This is a genomic window from Streptomyces sp. DSM 116793 (assembly GCF_057320905.1).
Map to the genome: position 1 here is coordinate 8,109,114 of NZ_CM170494.1, position 26,343 is coordinate 8,135,456.

Here is a 26,343-nt window from a genome sequence, read left to right on the forward strand (position 1 = left end):
GCGCTGAAAGTCCGACAAGAGGGGCAATTCGATGAGGTGGCGTGGCTACGTTGCGGACTGTCTTGACGCGAACATGCAGTAATTATACGGTCCGCCATGAAATCGATTCCCAACAACCTGCCCGCGCCCGCCCGCCCGCCCGCCCGACCCTGCCGCGCCCCGCCGGCCCACGGAGACAGCCATGCACACGCTCGCCGGACGCCTGTCGTCCCGGAGGTTCCTGCGCCGCGTCCTGCCCCCCGGGCTGATCGCCCTCGCCGTGCTGCTGGCCGGACTGCCGGCCGCGTCGGCGGCGCCCGCGGGCCCGGTGGCCGGCGCCCGGCTCGCCGCGGCCGACCCCAGCCCGCCGGACAGCTCCTTCTTCTCCACCGTGGACATCGACTCCGGCGCCACCGTCGGCGCGCCCGCCGTCGGCGACGACCGCAGCCACGGCGACCTCTGGCCGAACTGCTGGTCCGACGACGACAACGTCTACGGCGCCTACGGCGACGGCGTGGGCTTCGGCGGCGACGACAACGGCAGCGACATCGGCGTCGCCCGGATCTCCGGCACCCCCGGCGACCTGACGGGCACCCAACTCGCCAAGGGCGACGGCGTCGGCCAGGTGTGGACCGCCGGGCACAGCCGCAAGCCGACCGGCATGGCCTGCGTCGGAGGCACCCTCTACCTCGCCGTCCAGGACCTCGCGTCCGACTTCGACGACGCGCCCGCGGCCACCGTCGCCAAGTCCACCGACCACGGCAGGACATGGACCTGGGACCACGCGGCGCCCATGTTCTCCGGCGGTGTCTTCACCACCGTGATGTTCCTCGACTACGGCAAGGCGTACGGCAACGCCCCCGACGGCTACGTCTATGCCTACGGCCTCGACGGCAACTGGCGGGACTCGTTCGACGACCGGGTCAAGGACCCCCAGGACCTCTACCTGGCCCGGGTGCCCGAGGACTCCGTCCAGACCCGCTCGGCCTGGCAGTTCGCCAGCGGCTTCGCCGCCGACGGCACGCCCACCTGGTCCTCGGACATCACCAGGAAGGTGCCCGTCCTCCATGACGAGCGGCGGGTCTACCCGGAGGTGTACACCGACGGACGGATCGAGAACCTCAGCGTGCTCAGCCAGGGCGGCATCGTCTACGACAAGCCGCTGAACCGCTACATCTACACCTCCTGGACCGAGTACACCTTCGAGTTCTACGAGTCCCCGACGCCCTGGGGCCCCTGGAAGCGGTTCGACTCGAAGGACTTCGGCGGCTACCCCTGGACGCACACCAAGCACGGCGGGTACGCCACCTCCATCCCGTCGAAGTACATCAGCGCCGACGGCAGGTCGGTGTGGCTGCAGTCGAACGTCTGCCCCTGCGGCGGCGGCATCTCGGACCAGTGGGCCTACACCTTCTCGCTGCGCAGGACGCACCTGGAGCCGTACACGCCCAGCACGCCCGCCAACGCCCCCGACGACGCGCACGACCTCGCCCGCGACCCGGGCACGGTGGGCATCCAGCGCGCCACACACTTCGGGAACACCGGCTTCTACAACGACGGCAACCTCGCCCAGAACGAGGACGACTGGAACGACGAGAACAAGCCCGCGAGCTGGTGGGGCTACACCTGGCCGCGTGCCGTCACCATGAACAAGGTCGTCTACACCACCGGCACCATGTTCGGCGACGGCGGCTGGTTCGCCGGCGGCCTGCGGGTGCAGGTGCGCCGCGACCACACCTGGGTGGACGCCGGCGGGCTGCGGGTGTCGCCCGCGTACCCGTACGACAGCGGCGCGGGGACCAATCACACCTACACGCTCACGTTCGACCCGGTCGGCGGCGACGGTGTGCGCGTCATCGGGACGCCCGGCGGCACCCGGACCTTCACGTCCATCGCCGAACTCGGGGTGTACTACGCGACCACCCCCGCTCGGTCCTCCGGTACGCGGCAGGGCCGCCGGTAACCGGCCGGTGCCCGACGCCGCGGCGAGTTCGCCTGTGCGGGCGACCCGGGCGGGCACGGCAGGGGCGGCGCACCGCCTTCGCCCCCCGCCCGGCCGATGATGTGTCCGTCGCCCCGCCCACCCGGCCCGGCGTCCGGCGGCACCGGCGACGCGGCACGGCAGCTACGCCACGATGACCCGCGACACCGCATGACCCGCGACACCGAATGACCCGCGACACCGAATGACCCGCGACACCGAATGACGTGCGACAACGGCATACCACCGCGGCACGGCGCCACCGCACCACGGCACCACCGCACCACGGCACCACCCCGGACATGGCACGACCTCTTCGGACTCGACGGCGAGACACACCTTTCGAGAAAGCGGGCAGCAGCCATGAGAAGCCTGATCACACGCCCCGGGGCCTGGCCGCCCCTCGTGGCCCTCCTCGCGGGACTGCTCTTCACCACTCTCGCGATCGCCGTACCGGCCCAGGCGGCGCCGCCCACGGCCCAGGCCGCGGCTCCCGCCCCGGCTCCGGCCGCGGCCGGGACGCCCCGCGCCGCCGCGGACAAGGGCCCCGTCGGCTGGGACACCTACCGGCGGCTCGACCGCCTGCCGTACCTCAGCCCCGGCACACAGACCCGGCAGTTCTCCAGCTTCGACAGGACCGGCGGCAACGGCGACGGCTTCGACGGCACCTACTCCTGCCTGAAGACCGTCTCGTCCGGCTGCGTGCTCGCCGAGGACCACGGGGCCGGTGAGATCTCCTCGATCTGGTTCACCCGCGACAACGGCGACGTCACCGCCACCGGCACCATCACCGTCGAACTGGACGGCACCACCGTGCTCAGCACCCCCCTCCAGGACGTGGTGGAGGGCACGAAGGGCGCGCCCTTCGTGTATCCGCTGGTGGCCGACGCCGACCAGTCCTCCGGCGGTGTCTACATCAAGGTACCGATGCCGTACCGCACCTCGATGCGGGTCACCGTGCAGCACAACCCGCTCTTCTACCACGTCACCTACCGGCACTTCACCGACGCCGTGGGCGTGCCGCGCTTCGACCCGTCCGACCCCGCCACGGACGTGATCGACATGCTGAAGGCGGCCGGCACCGAGGACCCCAAGCCCGCGCGGGCCGGCAGCGCCACCGTGCGCAGGACACTGGACCTCGCCCCCGGACAGCAGGCGGAGGCGGCCCGGCTGAGCGGTCCCGGCAGCATCAGCGCGCTGCGGGTGCGGATCCCGGACGGCGAGGACACCGAGGCGGTGCTGTCCGGGCTCCGGCTGCGGCTGAGCTTCGACGGCAGGCGGACCGCCGACGCACCGGTCGGCGAGTTCTTCGGCTCCGGCCTCGGCGAGAGCCCGGTGCGCTCGCTGCTGTTCGCCATGGACACCGCGGCCGACGGCTGGTACACCACCTGGTGGCCCATGCCGTACCGCGGCAACGCCACGGTGAGCCTGGTCAACGGCACCGGCAAGGTGCTCACCGGCCTCGACACCGAGGTCACCGCCGCGCCGGACGACCAGTGGGCGGCGGCGCTCGGCGCGGCCGGCGGCGCGGGCTACTTCACCGCGGAGTCCCACCTCGGGAACACCGTCACCGACCACGACTGGCTCTTCTCGGACCGCACGGGACGCGGCAAGTTCGTCGGCGTCTCCGACACCATGCAGGGCCGCATCCCCACCGGCAACACCCGCGGCTACCTGGAGGGCGACGAGCGCGTCCACACCGACGGCCAGCTCAGCCCGCAGCTGCACGGCACCGGCACCGAGGACTTCTACGAATCCGGCTGGTACTTCAACCGCGGCACCTACACCAACCCGATGAACGGCAACCCGAGGCACGAGAAGGCCGCCGACGGCTGCCGGTACGAGTGCGACGGCGCCTACCGGCTGATGCTCGCCGACGCCGTCTCCTACTCCTCCGCGCTGCGCTTCGGCATCGAGCACGGCGCGCAGGACGACGCGGCGGCGGTCTACGGCTCCACCGCGTTCCTGTACGCCAAGGACGCCTCGGACGGCGCCGGACTGCACCGCACCACCGTCATCGACACCGGCGACCCGGCGAGCCGGACGGCCGCCGGATACCGGGAGAGCGGCGCCGCCACCCAGGCCACCGTCGACTCCGGGTACGAGGGCGACGCGGACGACACACCGGTGAGCGACGCGGTACGCGCCACCACCGCCCCACTCTCCTTCCGGCTCGACCTGGACGGACAGAACCAGGGCGTGCTGCTGCGCCGCACCTCCGACCAGGCGGCGGCCTACCAGTCCGCGACGGTCCTCGTCGACGGCAGGGAGGTCGGCACCTGGACGCAGCCGCTCGGCAACCCCACCCAGCGCTGGCTCTCCGACGCCTTCCCCCTGCCGGCCGGCGCCACCGCGGGCAAGAGCCGGATCACCGTGGAACTGCGCCCGGCCGCGGGCGCACCGCCCTGGACCGCGGCCCGGTACGCGGCCGACAGCCTCGTCACCGCCCACACCGACGCCACGCCGCCCCCCGCGGGCACCGCCGCCCTGACCGGCGGCACCGACCACGCCCTGCACCTGACCTGGCAGGAGCCCGGCGACGACACCGGGGTACGGGAGTACCGCGTCTACGGGTCCGCCGCGCCCGACGTCCCCGTGGGCGCCGGCACCCTGCTCGGCACCGCCCACACGCTCGGCTTCACCGACGGCCCCCTCAGGGCCGGCACCAGCCGGCACTACCGGGTGATCGCGGTGGACACCGCGGGCCACACCGCCCAGCTGGGCGGTGTGCTCTCCGGCCGCAGCGGGCGGCCGACCCGCAGCGACCTGAACGGCGACGGGCGCGACGACGCCGTGGCCTTCACCCGGGGCGACACGGCCGACGTCTTCGCCGCGCTCTCCGACGGGTCCGCGTTCACCGGCGACGGCGTGCGCTGGCACGACCACTTCGCGGCCGGCGACGAGATCCCGCTGACCGGCGACTTCGACGGCGACGGCCGCGAGGACGCGGTGACGTTCACCCGCGGCACGGCGGCCGACGTCCACGTGGCGCTCTCGGACGGCTCCGCGTTCCGCGGCGACGGCGTCAAGTGGCAGGACGACTTCGCGGCCGGGTCGGCGGTGCCGGCGGTCGGCGACTTCGACGGCGACGGCAGGGACGACATCGCCGCGTTCACGCGGGGCGACGCCGCCGACGTCTACGTGTCGCTGTCCACCGGCACGTCCTTCGCGGCGCCCCGCAAGTGGCACGACCACTTCGCGGTGGGCACCGAGCTGCCCGAGGTCGGCGACTTCGACGGGGACGGCCGCGACGACATCGTCACCTTCACCCGCGGCAGCTCCGCCGACGTGTACGTGTCCCTGTCCAGCGGCACCGCGTTCCGGCAGGACGGCTGGCTCTGGCACGACCACTTCGCGGCCGGCACGGAGGTCCCCGAGGTCGGCGACGTCGACGGGGACGGCCGCGACGACCTCGTCACGTTCACCCGGGGCGACGCGGCCGACGTCTTCGTCTCCCTCTCCGACGGCACCCGGTTCGTCCAGGACGCCTGGCAGTGGCACGACGGCTTCGCCGCCGGCGACCAGGTGCCCGGCGTCGGGGACTTCGACGGCGACGGGCGGGCCGACATCGTCGCCTTCACCCGCGGCGACACCGCGGATGCCCTGGTGTCGCTCTCCGACGGGCAGCGGTTCGCGCCCGCCGGGACCTGGCACGACCACTTCGCCGTCGGCGGCGAGTGGCCGCAGCCCAGCGAGGTGCAGTACCTGTCCTGACCCCCCGCCCGGGCCCGCCGGGGCCCGAACCGTGCGCCGGCCGCCCTTCCCCCCGCGAGGCGGCCGGCGCACCGCCGTTTCCCGGGCGGCCGGAGACCGCCACGGCCACGGGCTGGCGTGTCCGCCCCGCCGGACGCCCGGACGTCTGATAGGAAGTCAGACGCGGTGGCGACGCCGGACGGCCGCCGCCGTGCCGTGCCGGCCGGCGGTCGGCAAACCCGCACCACCGCCGCCGACGGGCTGACGAGGCGACGGGAGAGCCCATGCCGGAGTACGTACCCGACTACCCGCAGATGATCGTGCCGACCGGGCACGTCGAGCCCGTGCCGCGCCGGCTGCGCGGCTTCGTCGACGGCCGGCCGGTCTTCGACACCCTGCGGGCCTGGTACGTGTGGCTCTGGCCGGGCTACCCGCAGTACGCGGTTCCCCCCGAGGACGTCGCGGACGGGGCGCTCGCCGACGAGGGCAAGACCATCTCGCTGGCGCCCGGACCCGCGCGGCGGCACACCCTGATGTTCGGCGAGACCACCCGGCACGGCGCGGCCTGGGTGTGGGAGCAGGGCGCGCCCGCGCCCGTGGTGGGGCACGCCGGCTTCCGCTGGGACGCGCTCGACGCCTGGTTCGAGGAGGACGAGGAGATCTTCGTCCACCCGAGGAACCCCTACACCCGTGTCGACGCCCTGCACTCGGGACGGAACGTCCGCGTCGAGCTGGACGGCGCGGTGCTCGCCGACGCGCCCTACTCGGTGATGGTCTTCGAGACCGGCCTGCCCACGCGGTACTACCTGCCCCGCGTGCATGTCGACTGGTCCCGCATGACCCCCACCGACACCGTCACGAGCTGCCCCTACAAGGGCACCACCAGCGGTTACTGGTCGGTGACCACGGACCGTGCCAGCTACACCGACCTCGCCTGGGTCTACGACTTCCCCACCCGGCACGTCGCCCCGATCGCGACGATGGTGGCGTTCTACAACGAGCACGTCGACCTCTACGTCGACGACAGACTCCAGCCGCGCCCGGTGCCGCCCGGCAAGCCGTCCGGCCCGAAGCGAAGCCTCTGACGCGTCCCGCGCCCTCTACCGGGGCTGTGCACCGGCCTACCCGGGCGTGGGGAGCCGCGTGCTCAGCCCCCGGCGAGACCGTTCGGTGGTCGCCGTCCCGAGGGGGTTGTTGCTGTGGTGTCCGGACGGCGGGCGGGGTGGGTGGTTGCCCGCGCAGTTCCCCGCGCCCCTTCGGGGTGGGGCTGTGCCGTGGCCTACCCGGTTGTGGGGAGCTGCGCGACCAGCCACGACGGGCCGTCGGGTCGGCGCCGTCGCGGTGGGGGCAGTCTCCGTCGCAGCCGGGCCACCGGCAGGGGCGGGGCGCGCTACTCGTCGGGCCCGAGCCACTCGCACAGCAGTACCGTGGCGTCGTCCTGGAGGTGGCCGTCGTGGTAGTCGAGGAAGCTGTGCACGAAGCGGCGCACGGTCTCCGGGACGCTCAGGGCGTCCGCGTGGTGGCGGGTGAGGGCGTCGATCAGACGGGAGATGCCGAACTCCCTGCCCTGCGGCCGGCGCGCCTCGGTGATGCCGTCGGTGTAGAGGGCGACCCGGTCGCCCGGTTCGAGCCGCACATGGCAGACCGTCGCCGCCAGCCCGTCCAGGCCGGTGCCCAGCGGGTAGGCGGGCGGGCACGCCATCCTGATCCCCTTCGGGCCGCGCAGCACCAGCAGCGGATGGTGCCCGAACGAGGCCCAGGCCAGCGTCCCGGAGCGGGTGTCCAGGGTCGCGAGGACGGCGGTGGCGAAGCGGTTGCCGTGGAACTGCTGGACCAGCTCGCGCTCGATGGCGTACCCGGCCTCCGCGATCCCGGCACCGCGGTGCCGGGCGCTGCGGGCCGCCGCGAGGGCGAGGGCGGCGACCTGCCCCGCGGCGGTGTCGTGGCCCATCGCATCGAAGATCGACAGATGGACGAGGGGGCCGTCGAGGGAGTAGTCGTAGGCGTCGCCGCTGATCTGGTAGGAGGGCTCCAGCGTCGCGGTGAGGGCCACCCGTGAGTCCCAGTAGCTGCGCGGCGGTATCAGATGCCACAGCGCCTCGGCGGCCACGTTCATCGTCCTGGTGCGGTTCAGGCGCGCATAGGTGTCGCTGTGGCCGCGCTTGTCGACGATGGCCATGGCCACCAGTGAGGCGAGCAGCAGCGCATCGGCGGGGACCCAGTCGCCCTCGTCGGTGCTGACCACGAGCATGATCCCGACGCGTTCCAGGCCGTTGTAGAGCGGCACCCAGTACGGGAAGCCGGCCGATGACCCGGTGTGGTCGGCCACTACCTCGCCGTACTGGTAGGCGCGGCCGGCGAGGGTCCCCTGGACCGGCACGACCTGCTCGGCGGACGCCGGGGTGCGCCGGCCGGCCAGCAGGTGCAGGGCGCGGCGCTCCACGTCCCCGATGTAGAGCCGCACCTCCGCGAAGCCGGCGCTCTTGGCGTGCTCGCTCACCACATCCGGAAGGTCGTCCAGTGCGGTGTTGCCCACGGCGGTCAGCAGCCCCGCCAGCATTCTCTGGGTACCACTGTCCCGTTCCCTCACCACAGCACATCCCATAAGGTTGCAAATGGGTCGGTATCCAGTGTGCACCGGGCCCGTACCTGTGGCCTGAGCGGTCACACCGCCTACGAACGGCCTCGTACCGCCCCTCCCGGAAAGCGCGCGGGCGCCGGTGACCACCCACCCGCCGGTGCTCCGGACGCGACAGACGCTGCGCTCTCGGGAGGGCGGCGACCCGGCGGGTCTCGTCGTGACCGGTCGCGCGGGCCCCTCGCCCCCTCGTGGTGGACGGAGCAGCAGTCGTGCCCCGGCAGGGGCGCGGGGGAAGGGCGCGTCAGGGCGACGTGCAGGTGAGAGTCCCCGCTTCCGCGCCCTTGATCAGGGCGCCATGCGCCGCCGCGAGCCGTTTCGCGTCGGGCTTGAGGACGGACCTGTCGTAGGTCAGCAGGCCGTTGAGCTCGCCCTCCACATCCGAGATCTGGGTGTAGACGGCCCCGTTGCCGCCGTGGCAGACGGCGAGCTGCTGCACCTCTTCCAGCCGGTCCAGGTACGTGTCGGTGTAGACCGCGGGGTCGACGGAGACATAGCTCTGCTGCACCGGGAAGGAGTGCCCGGGCACCGCAAGACCCAGGCCCCCGTACTCACCGCTGACCAGGGCGCGGCTGCCGTCCGGCGCGGGCAGCTGCGGGCTCGGATAGCCGTGTGCGTCCGCGATGTCGCCGTTGCCGCCGTCCACCGCGCCGCAGCAGTTGAGCCCGGACATGTTGTCGACGAGTCGGGTCGGATCGAGCCGCTTCGCGTAGTCGGCGATCCGGGCCTGGTCGTACTGGCCCCAGCCCTCGTTGAAGGTGACCCAGATGACCACCGACGGGTGGCTGTCGTGCTGGTGGATCATCTCCGCCAGCTCGTGCTCGTACTCGGTGCGGGCCGCCTGCGAGGGGTTCACGGTGTTCATCGCGGGCATGTCCTGCCACACCAGCAGGCCCAGCCTGTCCGCCCAGTAGTACCAGCGGTCCGGCTCCACCTTGATGTGCTTGCGCACCGCGTTGAACCCGAGCTGCTTGTGCGTCCTCAGGTCGAACGCCAGGGCGTCGTCGGTGGGCGCGGTGTAGAGGCCGTCCGGCCAGAAGCCCTGGTCAAGGGTGGCCATCATGAACACGGGCTGGCCGTTGAGCAGGGTGCGCGGCGTGCCGTCCACCTTCTCGACCTCGATGGACCGCATGCCGAAGTAGCTGCCGACCCGGTCCGCCGTGGCGCCCCGGCCGAGGGTGACGCGAAGCCGGTACAGGTGCGGGTCGTCCGGGGTCCACAGGTGGGCGTGCGGCACCGGCACCGAGAGCGTGCCGCCGGTGGTCCCGGTCGCCCGGCCCACCGCACGGGAGCCGTCGTAGGCGACCGCGGTGACCGGCACGCCGTCCCGGACGCCCCGCACCGACACGCCGACCGTGCCGTGCGCCAGGTCGGGCGTGGTCTTCACGTCCTGTGCGTGGTCCGGCGCGACCGGCTCCATCCACACCGTCTGCCAGATGCCGGAGGTGGGCGTGTACCAGATGCCGCTCGGGTCCAGGCGCTGCTTGCCGATCGGCGGGTTCTCGCCGTTCGCCGCGTCGGTGGGGTCGTACACGCCGACCACCAGCTCCTGCGGGCCGCCCCGGGTGAGCGCGTCGGTGACGTCGGCGCTGAACCGGTCGTAGCCGCCCTGGTGCGTGGCGACCCGGTGGCCGTTGACGTAGACGGTGGCCTGCCAGTCGACGGCGTCGAAGTTCAGTTGGAGCCGCCTGCCGTCGCCCACGTGCCAGCCGGCCGGCACCGTGAACGTCCGCCGGTACCACATCCGGTCCTCGTGCCGCTCCACCCCGGAGAGCTGCGACTCCACCGGGTACGGCACCAGGATCCTCTCACCGAGCCGCTTGCCGAACGGCGGCTGCTCGCCGGCCTCGGCGGCGGCGAACTGCCAGGTGCCGTTGAGGTTCCGCCAGGCTTCGCGGGTGAGCTGGGGGCGCGGGTACTCGGGGTGCGCGTGGGAGGGCGAGACGTCGTCGGCCCACCTGGTGCGCAGCTCGTACGCGGAGTCGTTGCCGCCGCTGGTCCAGAAGCCGTCGATCGGCCGGCCGGCGGCGTCCGCGAGGCCGCCCGCGCCGTCGTAGCGGATGTCGGCCTGGCCGCCGTGGCCGCCCACGACCGGCTCGCTCAGCGGCACGATCAGCCGGGTCGGGTCGGCCGGGTCCCGGTGGGTGGCGCCGCGCGGCCACCGGGAGCCGCCGATCACGATGTCCAGGTGGTCGTCGAGCCCGGCCAGGGGCTCCGCGACGTCCTGCGCGAAGTCCAGGACGAGGGTCCTGCCGTCCGGCTGGACCGCCGCGTCCGTCGGGCCGTCGTAGGAGAAGCCGTCCGGGAGGGTGAAGGCGGACTGCGGGATCGGCTGCTTCTCACCGCCCGGTGGTGTCCACCGCACATGCAGGTTGGAGCCGCCGGTGTGCTCGAAGTACTCCAGCTTGATGTCGTAGGCGTGGCCCTCCTGGAGCGCGACCGGGGCCGAGGTCTGCTCGGTGTCCCAGTCGTCCACCCAGTGGTCGATGACGAGGGAGCCGTCGATCCAGAGCCGGAAGCCGTTGTCGGCGGAGATCGCGAAGACGTGGTCCCCGGTCCTGTCCGGGGTGATCCTGCCGGTCCAGCGGACGCTGTCGTCGTCGCTCCGGCCGGTGCGTGCCTGGAGCCGGGGCTCCAGGTCGTCGAAGGTGAGGGACGGGTCGAAGGCGGTCGCCTCGAGGGTGCCGAAGTCGAAGGCCCCGGGGGCGCTCTGCGTGTAGTACTCGCCCTTGAGACCGTGGACCACGGTGGGCTCCGCAGCGGCGGCCTCGCCGCCGGCCGGGCCGCCGAGCGCGGTGGCGGCCAGGGCCAACGCGGCGCACAGCGTCGTCGCCCAGGTGCGCAGACGGCGCCCTGACGGACGCGGGGGTGGGTACGGTGAGTGCACGGTACCTCCGGAACGGGGAAGCGGGTGCTTGCTCTGCCTCTTGCCACACCATCTGTATATCGTTGTAAAACCGGGTCGTTGGCATGACAGCACGCCTCCTACGCTCTGTCCAGATGCCCGACACAGCGGCGGAGGACAGCACATGAGCGTCAGTCTCAGGGATGTGGCGGAGCGTGCGGGCGTCTCCGTCAAGACCGTCTCCAATGTCGTCAACGACTTCCCGCACGTCACGCCCGCCATGCGGGAGCGGGTGCAGCGCGCCATCGACGAGCTGGGCTACCGGCCCAACCTGACCGCCCGTCACCTGCGCAAGGGCCGTACCGGGCTGATCGCCCTGGCCATCCCGGAGCTGGGCAACGCCTACTTCGCCGAGCTGGCCGCGGCCGTGATCGACGCCGCCGCCCAGCACGAGTACACCGTGCTGCTCGACCACACCCAGGGCCGCCGCGAGCGGGAGATCCAGGTCTGCCAGGGTTTCTCGGCCCGGGTCATGGACGGCCTGATCCTCAGTCCGCTGGAGCTGGAGCCGGAGGACCTCGCCGCGCGCACCGACCGCGCCCCGCTGGTGCTGCTCGGCGAGCGCCGCTACGACCTGCCCTACGACCACATCGCCATCGACAACATCGCCGCCGCCCGGGCCGCCGTCCGGCACCTGCTGACCCTCGGCCGGCGCCGCATCGCCTTCCTCGGCGCCCGCCAGAACCGCGCCCACCAGCCCGCCCACCTGCGTCTCGTCGGCTGGCAGGCGGAGCTGGCCGCCTGGGGGGTGCCCGTCGACGACGCGCTGGTGGCCACCACGCACGGCTGGGAGCACGAGGACGGCTCGGCGGCCATGGCGCGCCTGCTGGACTCCGGGCAGCGGCCGGACGCCGTCTTCGCCTACAACGACCTGATCGCCATCGGGGCGATGCGGGTGCTCTTCGAGCGGGGTCTCAAAGTGCCGGAGGACATCGCGGTGGTGGGCTTCGACGACATCACCGAGTCCCGCTACGGTGCCGTCACCCTCACCACCGTCGCCCCCGACAAGCAGGCCATCGCCCGGCTGGCCGTCGAGTCCGTGGTGGGACGGCTCGCCGGCGCCCCCGCGGGGTCCCCCCGGCCGACCAGGCAACTCCAGCCCGGATTCACGCTGGTGGAGCGGGAGAGCACGCTGGGCCGCGCGGCCCGCTGACCGCAGCCGGGCCGCCGGCCGCCTTCCGGCCGCGGGTCGCCGCGGCGGCGGTCGCCGTGGTGCCCGACCGTGCTTCCAACGATGCAAGGACCAGTGTGAAACTCCGTCACGGTCCCCGCCCGCACGCGTCGCAGAAAAATTGGTCGACCGGTTGACCGGTCGACCAAGCCGCTCCTACGGTCGGAGCACCTGCCTGCAACAGCCGGAAGAGGTGTCTGTACCTTGGCTGATGACACGTCAGAAGTGCTGGTCGACTGCGCCGCCCCGCTCGGTCCGCTGGAGCGGATCTGGGCGAGCTTCGGCTACGACGAGCTGAACTGGACCGCGACACCGCGCGGAAAGAAGAACCTGGCCCGGCTCCGCGACGTCCTGGGCGAGCAGGCCCTGGTGCGGGCGCACAACATCTACACCAGCGGCAACGGCCGTGCCGTTCCCCACTGGAGCAGCGGCAATGTCTACCACGAGGACGCCTCGGGCACGCCGTACTACGACTGGCGCATCGTCGACGACGCCTTCGACGCGTGGATCGCCGCCGGCTTCAGGCCCATCGTCGAACTGGGTTTCTGTCCCGTCGCGCTCACCCGGGACCTGCCGCGCCCCGAGTTCGTTCCGATGCCGTCGCTGTACGGGCCCTACGAGTCGTTCCTGTGGGCGTCGCCGCCCAGGGACCCGGACCGCTGGGGCCACCTGGTCGCGGCGACCGCCCGGCACTTCGCCGAGCGGTACGGCACGGCCGAGGTCTCCCGCTGGTACTGGGAGCTGTGGAACGAACCCGACATCCTGTACTGGCAGGGCACGCTCCAGGAGTACTGCGAGTTGTACGACGTCACGGCCGCGGCCGTGAAAGGGGTCCTGCCCGACGCGCCCGTCGGGGGCCCGGCCACCACCGGAGGCGGCGCGGAGTTCCTGCGCGGTTTCCTGGCGCACTGCGCGGACGCCCGCATCCCGCTCGACTTCGTCTCCTTCCACACCAAGGGTGCCGAGGGGTTCCCCCGGCTCTACTCGCCCGTGGGACCCCAGGGCGCCACGCGCGGCGCCGGCCAGGGGCCTGCCCGGTCTCCGGACAGCACCAAGATGCTGGCCGAGGTGGGCACCGGTCTCGACATCGTCCGCTCCTTCCCGTCCCTCGCCGAGGTGCCGGTCCTGGTCGACGAGTGCGACCCGGGGGTGCCCGCGCACCACGGCGTGTTCGACCACCCCGACTACGCGTTCCGCAACACCGCCTACTACCCCGTCTTCCAGCTCCAGCTGACCCGGAAGCTGCTGGACCTCGACCGGCCGGAGCGCCGTGGCATCACCCGGGCCACGGCCTGGACCTGGTACCTGGAGGGCGACCGGTACTTCGAGGGCACCCGCAGCTTCTTCACCGCCGGTGACGTCGCGGCGCCGGTGCTCGCCGGCTACCGCATGCTCGCCCGCCTCGGCACCGACCGGCTGCCGGTCGACGTCGCCGCCGCCGGTCCCGGCGAGGTGGGGGGACTCGCCGCGATGGCCCCGGGCGGGGGCGTCACGCTCATCGTGTGGCGGCACGACGACGACCAGTACGCGCACGGCTCGGGCCCCGTCACCCTCACACTGCGCAACCTGCCCACCGCCGACCGGGCCGTGACGGTCCACCGGTACCTGCTCGACGACGAGCACACCAACACGCACACGCTCTGGCTGCGGGAGGGCGCCCCGCAGGACCCGTCCCCGTCGCAACTCGCCAGGATCCGCGCCGGCGAGACGCTCGCCGAGGCGGTCCCGGCCCGCACCGAGGAGTCCTGTCCGGCCGAGCTGGCGCTGTCGTTCGACCTGCCGATGCCGGGCGCGGTCCTCATCGAGGTGGTGCCCCATGACACCCGGGAGTGAGCCGAGGCCGCTCGGCGGCACCGGCCACAGGATCAACCCGATCGGTCTCGGCACCTGGTCGATGGGCGGCAGCTGGGGCCGGCGCGACGACGAGACCAGCATGACCGCCCTGCACACCGCTCTCGACCTGGGCGTGGACTTCTTCGACACCGCCGACAACTACGGCGACGGACACAGCGAGCGGCTGCTCGGCAGGCTGCGCGCGGAGCGCCCTAAGGCGCCGTTCCTCGTGGCCACGAAGATGGGCCGGCGGGCCACGGCCGGGGAGTACACGCTGCGGAACTTCCGGAGCTGGGTCGACAGCAGCCGCCGCAACCTGCGCACGGACCGGCTCGACCTCATCCAGCTGCACTGCCCCCCGCCGGCCGTGTACGACCGGCCGGAGGTGTTCGACTGGCTGGACCGGCTGGTGGCGGAGGGCGCCGTGGCGGCCTACGGGGTCAGCGTGTCCACCGTCGAGCAGGCCCTCGCCGTCCTGCGGCACCCCGGCGTGGCGGCCGTCCAGATCGTGTTCAACATCTTCCGCCAGCGGCCCGCCCGGGCCTTCTTCGCACGGGCGCGGGAGGCAGGAGTCGGCGTCATCGCACGGATCCCGCTCGCCTCCGGGCTGCTGACCGGGAAGCTGACCGCGGACACCGTCTTCGCCCCGGACGACCACCGCAACTTCAACCGGCACGGCGCCGCCTTCGACGTCGGCGAGACCTTCGCGGGCGTGGCCTACGAGACCGGTCTCGCCGCCGTGGCGGAACTGCGGCCGCTGGTGCCCGAGGGCGCCGCGCTCGCCCAGCTCGCGCTGCGCTGGATCCTGATGTTCCCGGAGGTGAGCTGCACCATCCCGGGCGCGAGCAGCCCGGCGCACGTGCGCTCCAACCTGGCCGCGGGGGCCCTGGCACCGCTGCCGCCCGACACGATGGCGGAGATCGCCCGCATCTACGAGACCCGCGTGGCGCCCTCGGTCGCCGACCGCTGGTGACTCCCCGACGACCACACGCACACCCCCACGGAGGCCGCCATGCAGATCGCCCGCCTCAGGGCGCGGAACATCCGCTACTCGCAACCGCCCCGCACACTCGCCGAGAACCTGGTCGGCAACACCTCGATCCTGGAGGACTTCCACACCAAACCGGGCGGCTGGCTCGGCCGGGTGTTCTGCACCGTCGTGGAGATCGAGACCACGGACGGGGTCCGCGGCCTGGCCACCGCCGGAGCGTTCAGCGGCGCCGCACACGGGGTGCTCACGGACTACGTCCCCGAACTCGTGGCGGGCGTCGACATACGCGACCACGAACGCATCTGGCAGCGGCTGTACCGGACACTGGTGCGCTTCGGCCGCCGCGGCCCCGCCGTCAGCGCCCTGTCCGCCGTCGACCTGGCCTGCTGGGACGCGCACGGGCGGGCCGAGGGCAAGCCGGTGGTGGCGCTGCTGGGCGGCCGGGCCCAGGAGACCGTGCCCGTGTACGCCTCGCGGCTGTACGCCAGGGATCCCGACGCGGTCGCGGAGGAGGCCCGCGGCTACCTGGCCCAGGGCTTCACCCGGATGAAGCAGCGGTTCGGCTTCGGCCCCCGGGACGGGGAGCCCGGCATGCGGCGCAACGTCGCACTGGTCCGCGCCGTGCGCGAGGCCGTCGGCGACGACGTGGAGCTGGCCGCGGACGCCTACATGGGCTGGGACGTCGGCTACGCCCTGGAAATGGCCGGCCGGCTCCGGGAGTTCCACCTGTCCTGGCTGGAGGAGCCGCTGATGCCGCACGAGACCGACCGCTATGCCGAACTGCGCGCCAGGGCCCCGTGGCAGCGCTGGAGCTGCGGCGAACACAGCTACACCAAATGGGACTTCCAGGAGCTGATCGCACGGGGCGCGGCGGACATCCTGCAGCCGGACCTCAACCGCGCCGGCGGCCTCACGGAGGGACGCAAGATCGCCGCACTCGCCGAGACCGCCGGGATGCCGCTGATCCCGCACTCCAACGAGGCGCACAACCTGGCCCTGGTCTTCAGCCAGCCGGCGCACGTCTGCCCGCTCGTCGAGTACTTCCCCGAGGCCGAGCCCGACACCGGCAACGAGCTGTTCTGGAAGCTCTTCACCGGCAACCCCCGAGCGGTGGACGGCACCCTGCGCCCGCCGGACGGCCCCGGGCTCGGCGTGGAACTCGACGAGGACCTCGCCGACGCGCTGACCACCCACGACAGCGGATGGCTGGACGTCGCGCCATGACCGGGCGGCGGGAACGGCGGCGCGGCGCCCGGCGGGCGCGGCTCCTGTGGCTGTGTCTCCTGCTGGTCGTCGTGAGCGGCTGCTCCGGCTCCGGCGGCGGCTCGCTCTCGTCGGACACCACCGCCTCCTGCGCCCCGCACGCGACACGGCTGGTCTTCTGGGGCTGGGTGCCCGGCTTCGAGCGTGCCGTCGAGGCGTTCAACCGGAGCCATCCCGGGACCTGTGTCGACCTGCAGAACGTGGGGGCGGGCACCACCGAGTACACCAAGCTGGTCACGGCCTTCCACGCCGGGTCCGGCGCACCGGACGTGGCCGAGGTGGAGTACCTCAACCTCTCCGGCTTCGTCGTCACCCACGACCTCGCGGACCTCGGCGCGTACGGTGCCGCCGACCTGGCGCGGGTCAACACCCCCGCGCTCTGGCGCCAGGTCAGCCCGGGCGGACGGATCAGCGCCCTGCCGCTGGACAGCGGCCCCACCGCCCTGATGTACAACACCCGGATCTTCGAGAAGTACGGGCTCACGGTCCCGCGCACCTGGCGGCAGTTCGCCGCCACCGCGGCCGAACTGCACCGCAGGGACCCGGGGATCGCCATGACCAACTTCTGGCCGGAGAACGCCAACTTTGTCTTCAGCCTGATGAGTCAGAACGGGGCCGTGCCCTTCGACTGGCCGGGCGGCCGGCGCCTGACCATCGACCTCGACTGCGCCCGCTGCCTGGCCTTCGCCCGCTACTGGCAGCACCTGATCGACGCCGGTGAGGTCACCATGGTGCCGGACGACGCCGCCCAGGAGTTCGGCCTGCTCGACTCCGGCCGCGTCGCGGCGGTGCCCCGGGCGGCCTGGGGCCCCAAGTACTTCGCGTCCGCGGCCGACGCGTCGGTCGGCGACTGGCGCACGGCCGCCCTCCCGCAGTGGTCGCCCGCCCGGCCGGTGACGCCGATGTGGGGCGGCTCCGCCTACGCCGTGACCGCCCAGTCCCGGCACAAGGCCAAGGCCACCGCGTTCCTGCGCTGGCTGACCTCATCCCCGCGGTCGTGGCGGATCCTCGCCTCCGCCCCGTCCCTGGAGTTCCCCTCCAACACCGCGGCGCTGCACAGCCCCGACTTCAGCCGGCGCACCATCCCCCTGACCGGCGACCAGCGGCTGGAACAGAGCTACACCGCGGCCGCCGATCACCTGGAGCCGATCAACTGGCCGCCCTTCATGACCTATGTCACCAACGCCGTCATGGACGAGTTCGCCAAGGTCGTCCAGCACACTGCGACCATGACCGATGCACTCCACGCCCTCCAGGACAACCTGGTGGCCTATGCGAAGCGGGAAGGATTCACGGTGACGCGATGACAGCCCAGCCGATCCTGGTGCGCCGGCGGCCCCGCCCCCGTGCGGGAAGCCCCGGGCACCACCGCCCCGGAGGGCGTGCCACCCCCTATGTCTACCTCGCGCCGTTCCTCCTGCTCTACGTGGCGGCGGTGCTCGGGCCCCTGCTCTACGCCCTCTACACCAGCCTGTTCACCAGCCGCCTGGTGGGCGGCACCGTCTTCTCGGGGCTGTCCACCTACGCCCGCGCGCTGAGCTCGGGGCCCTTCTGGGACGGCGTGCTGCGGGTGGTGGTCTTCGGCCTGATCGAGGTCCCGGTGATGCTCTTCCTCGCGGTCTTCTTCGCCATGCTGCTCGACCTCGGGATCACCCGCCTCGGCCACTTCTTCCGCCTCGCCTACTTCCTGCCCTACGCCGTGCCCGGCGTCATCGGGACGATCATGTGGGGGTTCATCTTCGAGCCGCAGTTCGGGCCGTTCGTGACCATCGCGCACGCGCTGGGCACCGAGGCGCCGGACTTCCTCGGCCCGGCCGGCATCCTGCCCACCATCGGCTTCATCACCATCTGGCAGACCACCGGCTTCAACATCATCATCCTCTACACCGCGCTGCGCAGCGTGCCCCGGGAGGTCACGGAGGCGGCCGTCGTGGACGGTGCCACGCTGACCCGCGTCCTGGTCCGCATCAAGCTGCCGATGGTCCGCAACGCCGTCATGGTCAGCGTCTTCCTGGGCGTCATCGGCACCCTCCAGCTCTTCACCGAACCCTATGTGCTCTCCGGTTTCACCCCGTCCATCAGCACCACCTTCACGCCCAACATGTACATCTACAGCTCGGCGTTCGGCGCGCAGGACTTCACCTACGCCGCCGCGATCTCCTTCGTCCTGGGCCTCGTCACCGTCGCGGCCGCCGCGGTCGCCCTGGTGGTCCGGCACCGGCGGGGCCGCGCCGACGCCGCGCGGGAGGCGAGGCCATGAGCAGGCAGAGCGAACGGTACGTCCGGCGCACCCTCGGTCTGCGGCGCCCGGCCCGGGCCCTGCTGATCTGCGCCATGACCGTGTTCCTCATCGTCATGATGCTGCCGCTGTACTGGATCGTGGTGTCGTCGACGAAGGACCAGACGGCGCTCTACGGCTCCTTCGGCCTGTGGTTCCACGGCCCGTTCAACCTGCTGCGCAACATCCACGACCTGTTCACCTACCGCAACGACATCTTCGGCCGCTGGCTGCTGAACACAGCGGTCTACTCCCTGGTCGGCGGTGGTGGCGCGACCGTCCTGTCCGCGCTCGGCGGCTACGCGTTCGCGAGGTTCGAGTTCGCAGGCAAGCGGGGCCTGTTCGCGATGGTCCTGGCCTCCCTGCTGGTGCCGGTCACTGCGCTGACCATTCCGACCTACATCCTCTACAGCAAGATCGGCCTGGTGAACAACGTCTTCGGGATGCTGATCCCCAGCCTGGTCAGCCCGATCGGCATCTACCTGATGAGGGTGTTCATCGACGGCTCGGTCTCGTCCGACATGCTGGACGCGGCACGCCTCGACGGCGCCGGCGAGCCGGTGATCTTCGCCCGTGTCGCGGCGCCGCTGATGGTGCCCGGCGCCGTCACCGTGCTGCTGCTCACGGTGGTGGCGACATGGAACAACTACTTCCTGCCGTTCGTCATCTTCAGCAGACAGGACCTGTACCCGGTCACCGTCGGCCTCTCCTTGTGGGCCACCCAGACCGTGGCCGGCGGCTCGGCCGAGCAGCTCTACCCGCTGGTCGTCACCGGCGCCGTATTCTCCATCCTGCCGCTGGTGGTCCTCTTCCTCGTCCTGCAGCGCTACTGGCGGGAAGGCCTGCTCGGCGGCGCGTTCACCTGACCGTGTGCTCCGGCTCCCGAGGCTCCCGCCGGGGGAGGGACCGGAGCGGAAGGCCCCGGGTCCTGCAGGGCCCGGGCGTAAAGGAGTAAGACGTTGACGCAAGACGGCGGCTCCCTGGGCCGGCTGGACCTGAGCCGGCCGAGCAGGAGTGTCGAGGTCGCGCACGGCCTGCTCGGCTACCTGCTCTCCGGCGAGCTCAGGCCGGGTGACCGGATCCCCTCCGAGCGCAGCCTCAGCCAGACCCTGGGGGTGGGCCGCAGCGCGCTGCGGGAGGCGCTGAAGTCGCTGACGCTGCTGGGCCTGATCGAGGTCAGGCCGGGCGACGGCACCTACCTGTCCAGCACCAACTCCAGCCTGCTGCCGCGGATCGTGGAGTGGGGCATCCTGCTGGGCGAACAGCACCTCCTCGATCTGGTCGAGGCCCGTCAGGAGATCGAGGTCTCCCTGGCCGGCCTCGCCGCGCTGCGCCGCACGGACGCCGACGTCACCGCCCTGTCCGGCGCCCTTCAGGCCATGCGGGACAGCGTCCACGACCGGCAGGCCTACGTCGAGGCGGACGTCGACTTCCATCTGGCGGTCGCCACGATCAGCCGTAACACGGTGCTGTCCGGGGTGCTCGCCAACATCCGCTCACTGCTGCGGGTGTGGACCACCCGTGTCGTCACCGACCAGGCCGCCCTTCAGGACAGCCTCGCGCTGCACCCGCCGGTCTTCGAGGCGATCCGGGACGGCGACGCCGACGCCGCCCGCGCCGCGATGGCCTACCACATGGCCCGCGCGACCGAGCGGCTGCGCAGCACCCTGCCGGTCGAGGACGCCCCGGGCGACGGCTGACGCCGAGCTGAACGCGGCCGCCCTGGCGCCGAGCCGAACGCCGCCCTGACGCCGATCAGACGCCGCCCTGGGATGCCGAGCCGGTGGCCGCCGGGGTGCGCCCGGCGTGCTCCGGGGTGCTCCGGGATGCTCCGGGGTGCTCCGGGGCGCGCCTGACTCCCCGGCACCGCATGAATCGGCCTGCCCGCTGGCCTGATGTGTTCGCACTGAGTTTCGGGTCTTACTCGAGTGACACATGCGGAAAGAGCACGCGTAACACGGCGCTGCGACAGTCCCCTGCGCACCACAACGAAAGGGGATCAAGCAATGACCCAGCTCATGCGCCGTGACTTCCTGCGTGCCGTCGGGACCACCGCCGGAGCCGGCACCCTCTTCGCCACCATGGGCGCCCTGGGCCTGGCGCCCACCGCCGCGGCGGCCGCCCGGGACGGGCGGTACCGGGCGCCGCGGGCCGGCGACTTCACCCTCACCGGGAAGGCCGCGGCCAAGGTCGTCGTCCTCGGCGGCGGCATCGCCGGCCTCACCACCGCATACGAACTCGGCAAGGCGGGCTACGACTGTACGGTCCTGGAGGCCAGAGACCGCACCGGCGGCCGCAACTTCACCGTCCGCGGCGGCGACACCACCGTCGACCTGTACGGCAACCGCCAGACGGCCCGGTTCTCCGAGGGCCAGTACATGAACGCGGGGCCGGCCAGGATCGCGCAGTGGATGCTCACCCTCGACTACTGCCGGGAACTCGGCGTGCCCGTGGAGGTCTTCACCAACGTCAACGCCGACACCTACCTGTACAACGAGTCGGCCGGCATGACCCGCCCCATGCGCTACCGCACCGCCAAGGCCGACATGTTCGGCTACGTCACCGAACTGCTCGCCAAGGCCACCGACTCCGGCGCCCTCGACAAGGCCCTCACCGCGGACGACCGCGACCGTCTCGTGGAGTTCCTGAAGGAGTACGGCGACCTCGGCGACACCCTGGACTACACCGGCAGCACCCGCCGCGGCTACTCCGTCTGGCCCGGCGCCGCCGGTACCCCCGGTGTGGTGACCGGGGACCTGCCCACCGCCGCACAGATCTTCTCCACCGGGGTCGGCCGCTACTTCTCCTTCGAGTTCGAGTTCGACCAGGCCATGCTGATGTTCCAGCCCGTCGGCGGCATGGACCGCATCCCCCACGCGCTCACCCGGGCCATCGGCACCCACCGGATACACACCGGCTGCGCCGTCACCCGGGTCACCGACCGGCAGGACGGGGTCACCGTCACCTACCGCCAAGGCGGCCGCACCCGGACCGTCGACGCCGACTACTGCGTCGCCGCGATGCCGCCGAACATCCTCGCCAAGGTGCCCCACAACCTCGGCTCCGGTGTGCAGTCCGCGCTGGTGGCCATCACCCCGTCGTCCGCGGGCAAGATCGGTCTCGAATACGCCTCGCGGTGGTGGGAGAGGGACCACCACATCTACGGCGGCATCACCGAGACCGACCTCGACGTCACCCACATCTGGCACCCGTCCCACGGCTTCCACGGCGAACGCGGCGTCATCGTCGGCTACTACAACACCGGCGCCAACGCCGACTCCTACGCCGCGCTCAGCCCGGCCGCCCGCGAGCAGCGGGCCGTCGCGGCCGGCGTGAAGATCTACGGCGAGAAGTACCGCACCGAACTGGTCTCGTCGTTCTCGCACCACTGGCGGCAGTTCCCCTACCAGGAGGCCTCCTGGCACACCACCCCGGGCGGCCCCGACGCACCCCGCTACCAGCCCCTCAACGAGCCCACCGGCCATGTCTACTTCGCGGGCGACTGGCTCAGCTACATGGACGCCTGGCAGCACGGCGCCTTCGCGTCCGCGCGCAGGGCGGTCACCGCACTGCACCAGAGGGTGCTGAGCAGCCAGGGATAGGCACGGCCGCCGGACCGCCGGACCGCCGGCGCCCCGCCCCCTCGGGGTGCCCCGCCCCTCGGCTCCGGGCCGGACCCGGCACACCCGCGCCACCCCGGCCACCGGTCCACGCGGCCCCTACAGGTGCCGCCGGGTGCCGATCAGGGAGTCCACCGTGACCAGCCCGGCGAGCTCGGACACCGGGAGACCCTCGGTGCCGGGCGGCCGCTCGGGCAGGACCATGTACCGGCAGTCGGCCGTTGAGTCCCACACCCGCACGGACACCCCGTCCTCCAGGCGGACGCCGAACTCGGCCAGCACGGCCCGCGGCTCGCGCACCGCACGGGCCCGGTAGGCGTCGCTCTTGTACCAGCGCGGCTGGGGCCCGAGCAGGGCGAGCGGATAGCAGGAGCAGAGCGTGCACACGATCAGGTTGTGCACGGCAGGGGTGTTCTCCACGACCACCAGGCGCAGGAACGGCAGGGCCGGGTTCCCGGTGCCCGCGCCGTCGTACCCCTCCTCGCGGAGCAGCCCGGTGGCGTCGGTGAGCAGCCGGTGCCGGTAGGCCTCGTCGCACCAGGCGCGGGCCACCATGGCGGCGCCCCGGCGCGGTCCCAGGCGGTTGGTGTACAGATCGACCGCGTCGTCGATGTCGGCGCTCGTCACCCTGCCCGCGGCGGTCAGCGCGTTCTCCAGGGCGGCGACGCGGGTGGTCAGCTCCTGCCGCTTCTCGGCCGAGGTGGTCATCGGTCCGCCTCCTCGTGGACAGGCTCCAGATAGGGGTCGTAGGCGTCGAGGGCGAGCACGTCCCGGGGGTCGGCGTCCGGGAAGGCGTCGGCGGCGGGGATCTCCACCGAGTACAGCGCGTACTGGTCGGGGGCCCCGGCCGCGCCCCGGTCGACGATCAGGTCGGGCAGCGGGAAATGCCCGCGGACGGCGCCGACCACACCGGTCAGGCCCCGCGCCCAGACCGGCATCCGGTGGTGCGCGCCGGGCCCGTCGTGCAGCCGCACCCGGGCTCCGACGCCGAACCGCTCCCGCACGGGCGGTGCCTGCACACCGGGCGCGGGCCGCGGAGCGAAGTCCACCGTGGGGGAGGGGTGGGTGTGCGCGTGCGCCACGGCCCGGTCGTGGCCGCCGGCGAGATCCGCGGCGGTGATGTGCCCCTTCTCCAGGCAGAGCTGGGTGACGGCGTGCACCCAGCGTTCGAAGTAGGTCATCGTGCGGTAGCTCTCCGCCGGCATCCGCTCCACGGCGTGCCGGAACTCGTCCGTGGTGAACAGGCCCGCGAGGGAGACGGTGCGCCAGAGGCCGAAGATCCGCGCCTCCCAGCCCTCGTGGAACCGCTCCGGGTCGTCGATGCCGGGGATCGGGTCGTCGATGTCGGTACGCCCGCCTAGTTGGTGGACGGGGAGCGGGCCCGGCGGGTTCGGTGGGGGACTCTGCATGACTGCTGGCCTCTCCGTGCGGTGCTGCGTTCCGTGCTGCGGCGGGAAAGGGGCCTGTGGGCCGCCTCCGAAGGACCATGATCGGCGCGCGGGCGCTCGCTCCGCCAGAGCGCATGCGGTGCGGCGGCAGCCGGTTTTGAGCGTTCAAATTCCACCCGGAAACTCCACCCGGGTGGAGTCCGCGTGCGCGAACTCGACCCGGCAGGGGGCGCCGGGAACCGCGCGCCCGGCCCCACCGGCCGGTGCCGGACACGAGACCGCAAGGGGGCGCGGGCTCGGCGCGTCGGCGCGCCGCAGGCGCGTCACGGCCGCTCGCGGGGCCAGCCCTCCAGGTACCCCAGCACCGCCACCGCGCCGGCCGCCGCCCAGGCCTGTGGGCGGCAGGCCGTCGGATACGCGAGCACCGGGTCGCCGTCCGCGGCGGAGGTGCCGCCGTAGAGCTCGGGCAGGCGGAAGTCGAACCGTTCGGCTGCGGTCAGCAGGCCGTCGGCGAGGGAGCGCGCCACCGTGTGGTGGCCCTCGGCGGCGAGCCCGAGCACGGCGATCGCGGTGTCGTGCGGCCAGACGCTGCCGCAGTGGTAGCTGAGCGGGTCGAACGCCCTGCTGTCCGCCGACAGCGTGCGCAGCCCGTAGCCGCTGTCCAGGTCGGGCCGGGCGAGACGGGCGGCGACCAGGCCGGCCTCCTCGCGGCTGAGCAGCCCGGTGCCCAGCAGGTGGCCCATGTTGGACGCGGCCCCGTCCACCGGCCGCTTCTCGCCGTCCAGTGCGATCGCCGGGTACGGCCCGGAGGCGTCGTCCACCCAGAACGCCGCACGGAACCGCTGCTGCAACCGCGCGGCCCACTCCCGCCACCGGTCCGCGTCCGGCGCCCCGAACGCGTCCAGCACGTCCGCGCCCCGCGCCGCGGCCGCATACGCATAGGCCTGCACCTCGCACAGCGCCAGCGGTGCACGGGCGTGCCGGCCGTCGGCCCAGCGCACCGCGTCCGCCGAGTCCTTCCACGCCTGGTTCGCCAGACCGCCGTGCCCGGACGGCCGGTACTCCACGAGGCCGTCGCCGTCCGCGTCGCCGTACTCGGTGATCCACGTGAGGGCCGCGCGCAGCCGCGGCAGCAACTCCGCCACCTCCGCCGCGGGCAGGCCCGCGCGCCATGCGTCGTGCAGCAGCCGCACCCAGAGCATGGTGGCGTCGATGGTGCCGTAGTAGCGCGGCGGGATGACCATGTCCCGCAGCCGCAGGGTCTCCCGGCGCACCTCGTGCAGGATCTTGCCGGGCTGCTCCTCCGCCCCCGGATCGCTGCGGCTGCCCTGCCGGCGGCCGAGGGCGCGCAGGGTGCCCGCGGCGACCCGGGTGCCCAGCGGCAGCAGCAGGGACGCCGACCAGAGGGAGTCACGCCCGAAGAGGGTGAAGTACCAGGGGCTGCCGGCCGCCACGAACATGTCGGCCGGGTCCTGGGGATCCGCGAGCAGCATCGCCTCCAGGTCCCGCAGGCTCACCTCGAGCAGCCTGCGGCGCAGCGGGTCCCGCGGGGGCTCCACGCCGGGCGGGGCGGTGGGGAGGACCGGCGCGGCGCCGGCGGGCAGGGGGAGGAAGGCCTCTCCGGGGGTGGCCGGCGCGGGGACGTCGGTGGCGGGTTCGGCGGGCGTGACCGGCGTGGGTGCGCCGGTGGCGGGGCCCGAGCAGGCCGCCGTGGGGGCGTCGTGCGCGGTGCGGGTGCCGGGCGCGGTGGCGTGCGGCGTGGTGCCGGTCTGGGGCGTGGTGCCGTGTGCGGAGACGTGCAGGGTCACGGAGAGGGGGCGGCCGGGGGTGAGGGCGAAGGTGAACGCCAGTTCCGCGGCGCCGTCCTCGGTGCGCACCGCCTCCAGGCGGCGGTCCGCGGTCAGGACCACCTCGTTGCCGCCGTCCGACCAGCGCACGCCGTCCGCGGTGGGCCGCGGCGGGACCGGGGCCGGGGGCCGGCCGCCGCGCACCTCGTGCACCGGCGCGAGGTCGGTGGCGCAGCGCACCAGCAGCCGGGCCGTGACCGGGTCCGGGCCCGCGGCCACCAGCTCGAACCGCTCCGCCAGGCCGTCCGCCCGCACCGTCCGGTGCCGGTGCAGCAGCACCGGGGCGCCCTCGGCGGTGCCGGGCCGCACCTGGGCGCTGAAGACCGCCGCCGTGGCGCCGTCCATGCGCTGCCCCACCGGCACCAGCGTGGCGCCCTCCACCGCCGCCTCCAGGCGGGAGACGACCCTGCGGTCGCTGTCGTAGAAGCCGTCGAGCCCGGCCGCGCGGATCTGGCCGTCCGGCGCGCTCAGGCAGACGGACGGCGCCCGCAGGACGGTCACCAGTTCGTGCAGAGGGGGCTGGCGGTAGTGGCTCACTTCGCCTCCGGAGACCCGCCGCGCGCCTTGGTAGGCTGTGCCGCGGGACAAATTTGAACGTGCAATATGGCCGGAACCGTACCTGATCGGTGCGGGCCGCGCCAACGCCCGGGGGCCGGCGCCGACGTCCGGCCGGGGCCCGGAGCCCGGGGGCGGGTGAGCTCGGGGCGCTCCGACGGCGGCCCGGCGGCGCGTTCGTCGAGAGGGAGGCGAGGGATC

The 26,343-nt window shown here is 72.9% G+C and carries 17 protein-coding genes; 12 read left to right on the forward strand and 5 right to left on the reverse strand.

Translation table 11 applies throughout. The annotated features are described in order from the left end of the window. Nucleotides 1–181 precede the first annotated feature (181 nt). From ACSMXW_RS32005 to ACSMXW_RS32015, 3 genes are all read left to right on the forward strand, one after another. Entirely contained in the window at nucleotides 182–1,942 is a 1,761-nt protein-coding gene (locus tag ACSMXW_RS32005) for a glycoside hydrolase family 183 protein (RefSeq protein ID WP_485801480.1), read from the forward strand. Between the two features lie 381 nt (nucleotides 1,943–2,323). Then, a complete protein-coding gene (locus tag ACSMXW_RS32010) occupies nucleotides 2,324–5,674 on the forward strand; it encodes a glycoside hydrolase family 172 protein (protein WP_485801482.1) in 3,351 nt (1,116 codons plus the stop codon). Nucleotides 5,675–5,937: 263 nt separating this feature from the next. After that, complete coding sequence (locus tag ACSMXW_RS32015; RefSeq protein WP_485801483.1) at nucleotides 5,938–6,738, forward strand: DUF427 domain-containing protein; 801 nt, start codon at nucleotides 5,938–5,940, stop codon at nucleotides 6,736–6,738. Between the two features lie 305 nt (nucleotides 6,739–7,043). Here the strand turns inward: ACSMXW_RS32015 and ACSMXW_RS32020 are convergent, their stop codons facing one another. Together ACSMXW_RS32020 and ACSMXW_RS32025 are read right to left on the reverse strand one after the other, a co-directional pair. Further along, a complete protein-coding gene (locus ACSMXW_RS32020) occupies nucleotides 7,044–8,213 on the reverse strand; it encodes a PP2C family protein-serine/threonine phosphatase (protein WP_485801484.1) in 1,170 nt (389 codons plus the stop codon). A gap of 322 nt (nucleotides 8,214–8,535) precedes the next feature. Beyond that, on the reverse strand, nucleotides 8,536–11,115 hold the full coding sequence (locus tag ACSMXW_RS32025; protein WP_485808444.1) for a PA14 domain-containing protein: 2,580 nt from the start codon (nucleotides 11,113–11,115) through the stop codon (nucleotides 8,536–8,538). Between the two features lie 205 nt (nucleotides 11,116–11,320). Here ACSMXW_RS32025 and ACSMXW_RS32030 point away from each other — a divergent pair, with 205 nt between their 5' ends. The 9 genes from ACSMXW_RS32030 (at nucleotide 11,321) to ACSMXW_RS32070 (ending at nucleotide 22,334) form a co-directional block, all read left to right on the forward strand. Next, complete coding sequence (locus ACSMXW_RS32030) at nucleotides 11,321–12,349, forward strand: LacI family DNA-binding transcriptional regulator (RefSeq protein ID WP_485801486.1); 1,029 nt, start codon at nucleotides 11,321–11,323, stop codon at nucleotides 12,347–12,349. 222 nt (nucleotides 12,350–12,571) lie between these two features. Further along, nucleotides 12,572–14,200 carry a GH39 family glycosyl hydrolase gene (locus ACSMXW_RS32035; protein ID WP_485801487.1) on the forward strand — a complete coding sequence of 543 codons (1,629 nt, stop codon included), beginning with the start codon at nucleotides 12,572–12,574 and terminating at the stop codon, nucleotides 14,198–14,200. Then, nucleotides 14,184–15,173, forward strand: coding sequence for an aldo/keto reductase (locus ACSMXW_RS32040; RefSeq protein WP_485801488.1), 990 nt, complete (start codon nucleotides 14,184–14,186; stop codon nucleotides 15,171–15,173). The genes ACSMXW_RS32035 and ACSMXW_RS32040 overlap by 17 nt, the downstream gene beginning before the upstream one ends. A 39-nt stretch (nucleotides 15,174–15,212) precedes the next feature. Further along, nucleotides 15,213–16,415 carry an enolase C-terminal domain-like protein gene (locus ACSMXW_RS32045; RefSeq protein ID WP_485801490.1) on the forward strand — a complete coding sequence of 401 codons (1,203 nt, stop codon included), beginning with the start codon at nucleotides 15,213–15,215 and terminating at the stop codon, nucleotides 16,413–16,415. Beyond that, nucleotides 16,412–17,761, forward strand: a complete 1,350-nt coding sequence (locus ACSMXW_RS32050) for an extracellular solute-binding protein (RefSeq protein WP_485801492.1) — start codon at nucleotides 16,412–16,414, stop codon at nucleotides 17,759–17,761. The genes ACSMXW_RS32045 and ACSMXW_RS32050 overlap by 4 nt, the downstream gene beginning before the upstream one ends. Continuing rightward, the gene (locus ACSMXW_RS32055) at nucleotides 17,758–18,714 is read left to right on the forward strand and encodes a carbohydrate ABC transporter permease (protein WP_485801494.1); all 957 of its coding nucleotides are present in this window, start codon (nucleotides 17,758–17,760) and stop codon (nucleotides 18,712–18,714) included. Before ACSMXW_RS32050 ends, ACSMXW_RS32055 begins: the two co-directional genes overlap by 4 nt. Continuing rightward, nucleotides 18,711–19,598: a carbohydrate ABC transporter permease gene (locus ACSMXW_RS32060; RefSeq protein ID WP_485801495.1), complete on the forward strand. Its 888-nt coding sequence runs from the start codon at nucleotides 18,711–18,713 to the stop codon at nucleotides 19,596–19,598. Before ACSMXW_RS32055 ends, ACSMXW_RS32060 begins: the two co-directional genes overlap by 4 nt. A gap of 93 nt (nucleotides 19,599–19,691) precedes the next feature. Continuing rightward, nucleotides 19,692–20,432, forward strand: coding sequence for a FadR/GntR family transcriptional regulator (locus tag ACSMXW_RS32065; protein WP_485801496.1), 741 nt, complete (start codon nucleotides 19,692–19,694; stop codon nucleotides 20,430–20,432). 306 nt (nucleotides 20,433–20,738) lie between these two features. After that, nucleotides 20,739–22,334 (forward strand): flavin monoamine oxidase family protein, encoded by a 1,596-nt coding sequence (locus tag ACSMXW_RS32070; RefSeq protein ID WP_485801498.1) that lies wholly within the window; start codon nucleotides 20,739–20,741, stop codon nucleotides 22,332–22,334. 117 nt (nucleotides 22,335–22,451) lie between these two features. Here ACSMXW_RS32070 and ACSMXW_RS32075 read toward each other — a convergent pair whose 3' ends face one another. From ACSMXW_RS32075 to ACSMXW_RS32085, 3 genes are all read right to left on the reverse strand, one after another. Next, nucleotides 22,452–23,060 (reverse strand): nitrile hydratase subunit alpha, encoded by a 609-nt coding sequence (locus ACSMXW_RS32075; protein WP_485801499.1) that lies wholly within the window; start codon nucleotides 23,058–23,060, stop codon nucleotides 22,452–22,454. Continuing rightward, entirely contained in the window at nucleotides 23,057–23,761 is a 705-nt protein-coding gene (locus tag ACSMXW_RS32080) for an SH3-like domain-containing protein (protein WP_485801500.1), read from the reverse strand. Before ACSMXW_RS32080 ends, ACSMXW_RS32075 begins: the two co-directional genes overlap by 4 nt. A gap of 302 nt (nucleotides 23,762–24,063) precedes the next feature. Next, on the reverse strand, nucleotides 24,064–26,124 hold the full coding sequence (locus ACSMXW_RS32085; RefSeq protein ID WP_485801502.1) for a glycogen debranching N-terminal domain-containing protein: 2,061 nt from the start codon (nucleotides 26,122–26,124) through the stop codon (nucleotides 24,064–24,066). Nucleotides 26,125–26,343 lie beyond the last annotated feature (219 nt).

What these genes read in the sequence shown, in the direction of transcription:
- ACSMXW_RS32040 (WP_485801488.1), top strand. Translation starts at nt 14,184, where the DNA reads ATGACACCCGGGAGTGAGCCGAGGCCGCTCGGCGGCACCGGCCACAGG.
- ACSMXW_RS32070 (WP_485801498.1), top strand. Translation starts at nt 20,739, where the DNA reads ATGACCCAGCTCATGCGCCGTGACTTCCTGCGTGCCGTCGGGACCACC.
- ACSMXW_RS32015 (WP_485801483.1), top strand. Translation starts at nt 5,938, where the DNA reads ATGCCGGAGTACGTACCCGACTACCCGCAGATGATCGTGCCGACCGGG.
- ACSMXW_RS32005 (WP_485801480.1), top strand. Translation starts at nt 182, where the DNA reads ATGCACACGCTCGCCGGACGCCTGTCGTCCCGGAGGTTCCTGCGCCGC.
- ACSMXW_RS32075 (WP_485801499.1), bottom strand. Translation starts at nt 23,060, where the DNA reads ATGACCACCTCGGCCGAGAAGCGGCAGGAGCTGACCACCCGCGTCGCC.
- ACSMXW_RS32030 (WP_485801486.1), top strand. Translation starts at nt 11,321, where the DNA reads ATGAGCGTCAGTCTCAGGGATGTGGCGGAGCGTGCGGGCGTCTCCGTC.
- ACSMXW_RS32020 (WP_485801484.1), bottom strand. Translation starts at nt 8,213, where the DNA reads ATGCTGGCGGGGCTGCTGACCGCCGTGGGCAACACCGCACTGGACGAC.
- ACSMXW_RS32045 (WP_485801490.1), top strand. Translation starts at nt 15,213, where the DNA reads ATGCAGATCGCCCGCCTCAGGGCGCGGAACATCCGCTACTCGCAACCG.
- ACSMXW_RS32010 (WP_485801482.1), top strand. Translation starts at nt 2,324, where the DNA reads ATGAGAAGCCTGATCACACGCCCCGGGGCCTGGCCGCCCCTCGTGGCC.
- ACSMXW_RS32060 (WP_485801495.1), top strand. Translation starts at nt 18,711, where the DNA reads ATGAGCAGGCAGAGCGAACGGTACGTCCGGCGCACCCTCGGTCTGCGG.
- ACSMXW_RS32050 (WP_485801492.1), top strand. Translation starts at nt 16,412, where the DNA reads ATGACCGGGCGGCGGGAACGGCGGCGCGGCGCCCGGCGGGCGCGGCTC.
- ACSMXW_RS32055 (WP_485801494.1), top strand. Translation starts at nt 17,758, where the DNA reads ATGACAGCCCAGCCGATCCTGGTGCGCCGGCGGCCCCGCCCCCGTGCG.
- ACSMXW_RS32080 (WP_485801500.1), bottom strand. Translation starts at nt 23,761, where the DNA reads ATGCAGAGTCCCCCACCGAACCCGCCGGGCCCGCTCCCCGTCCACCAA.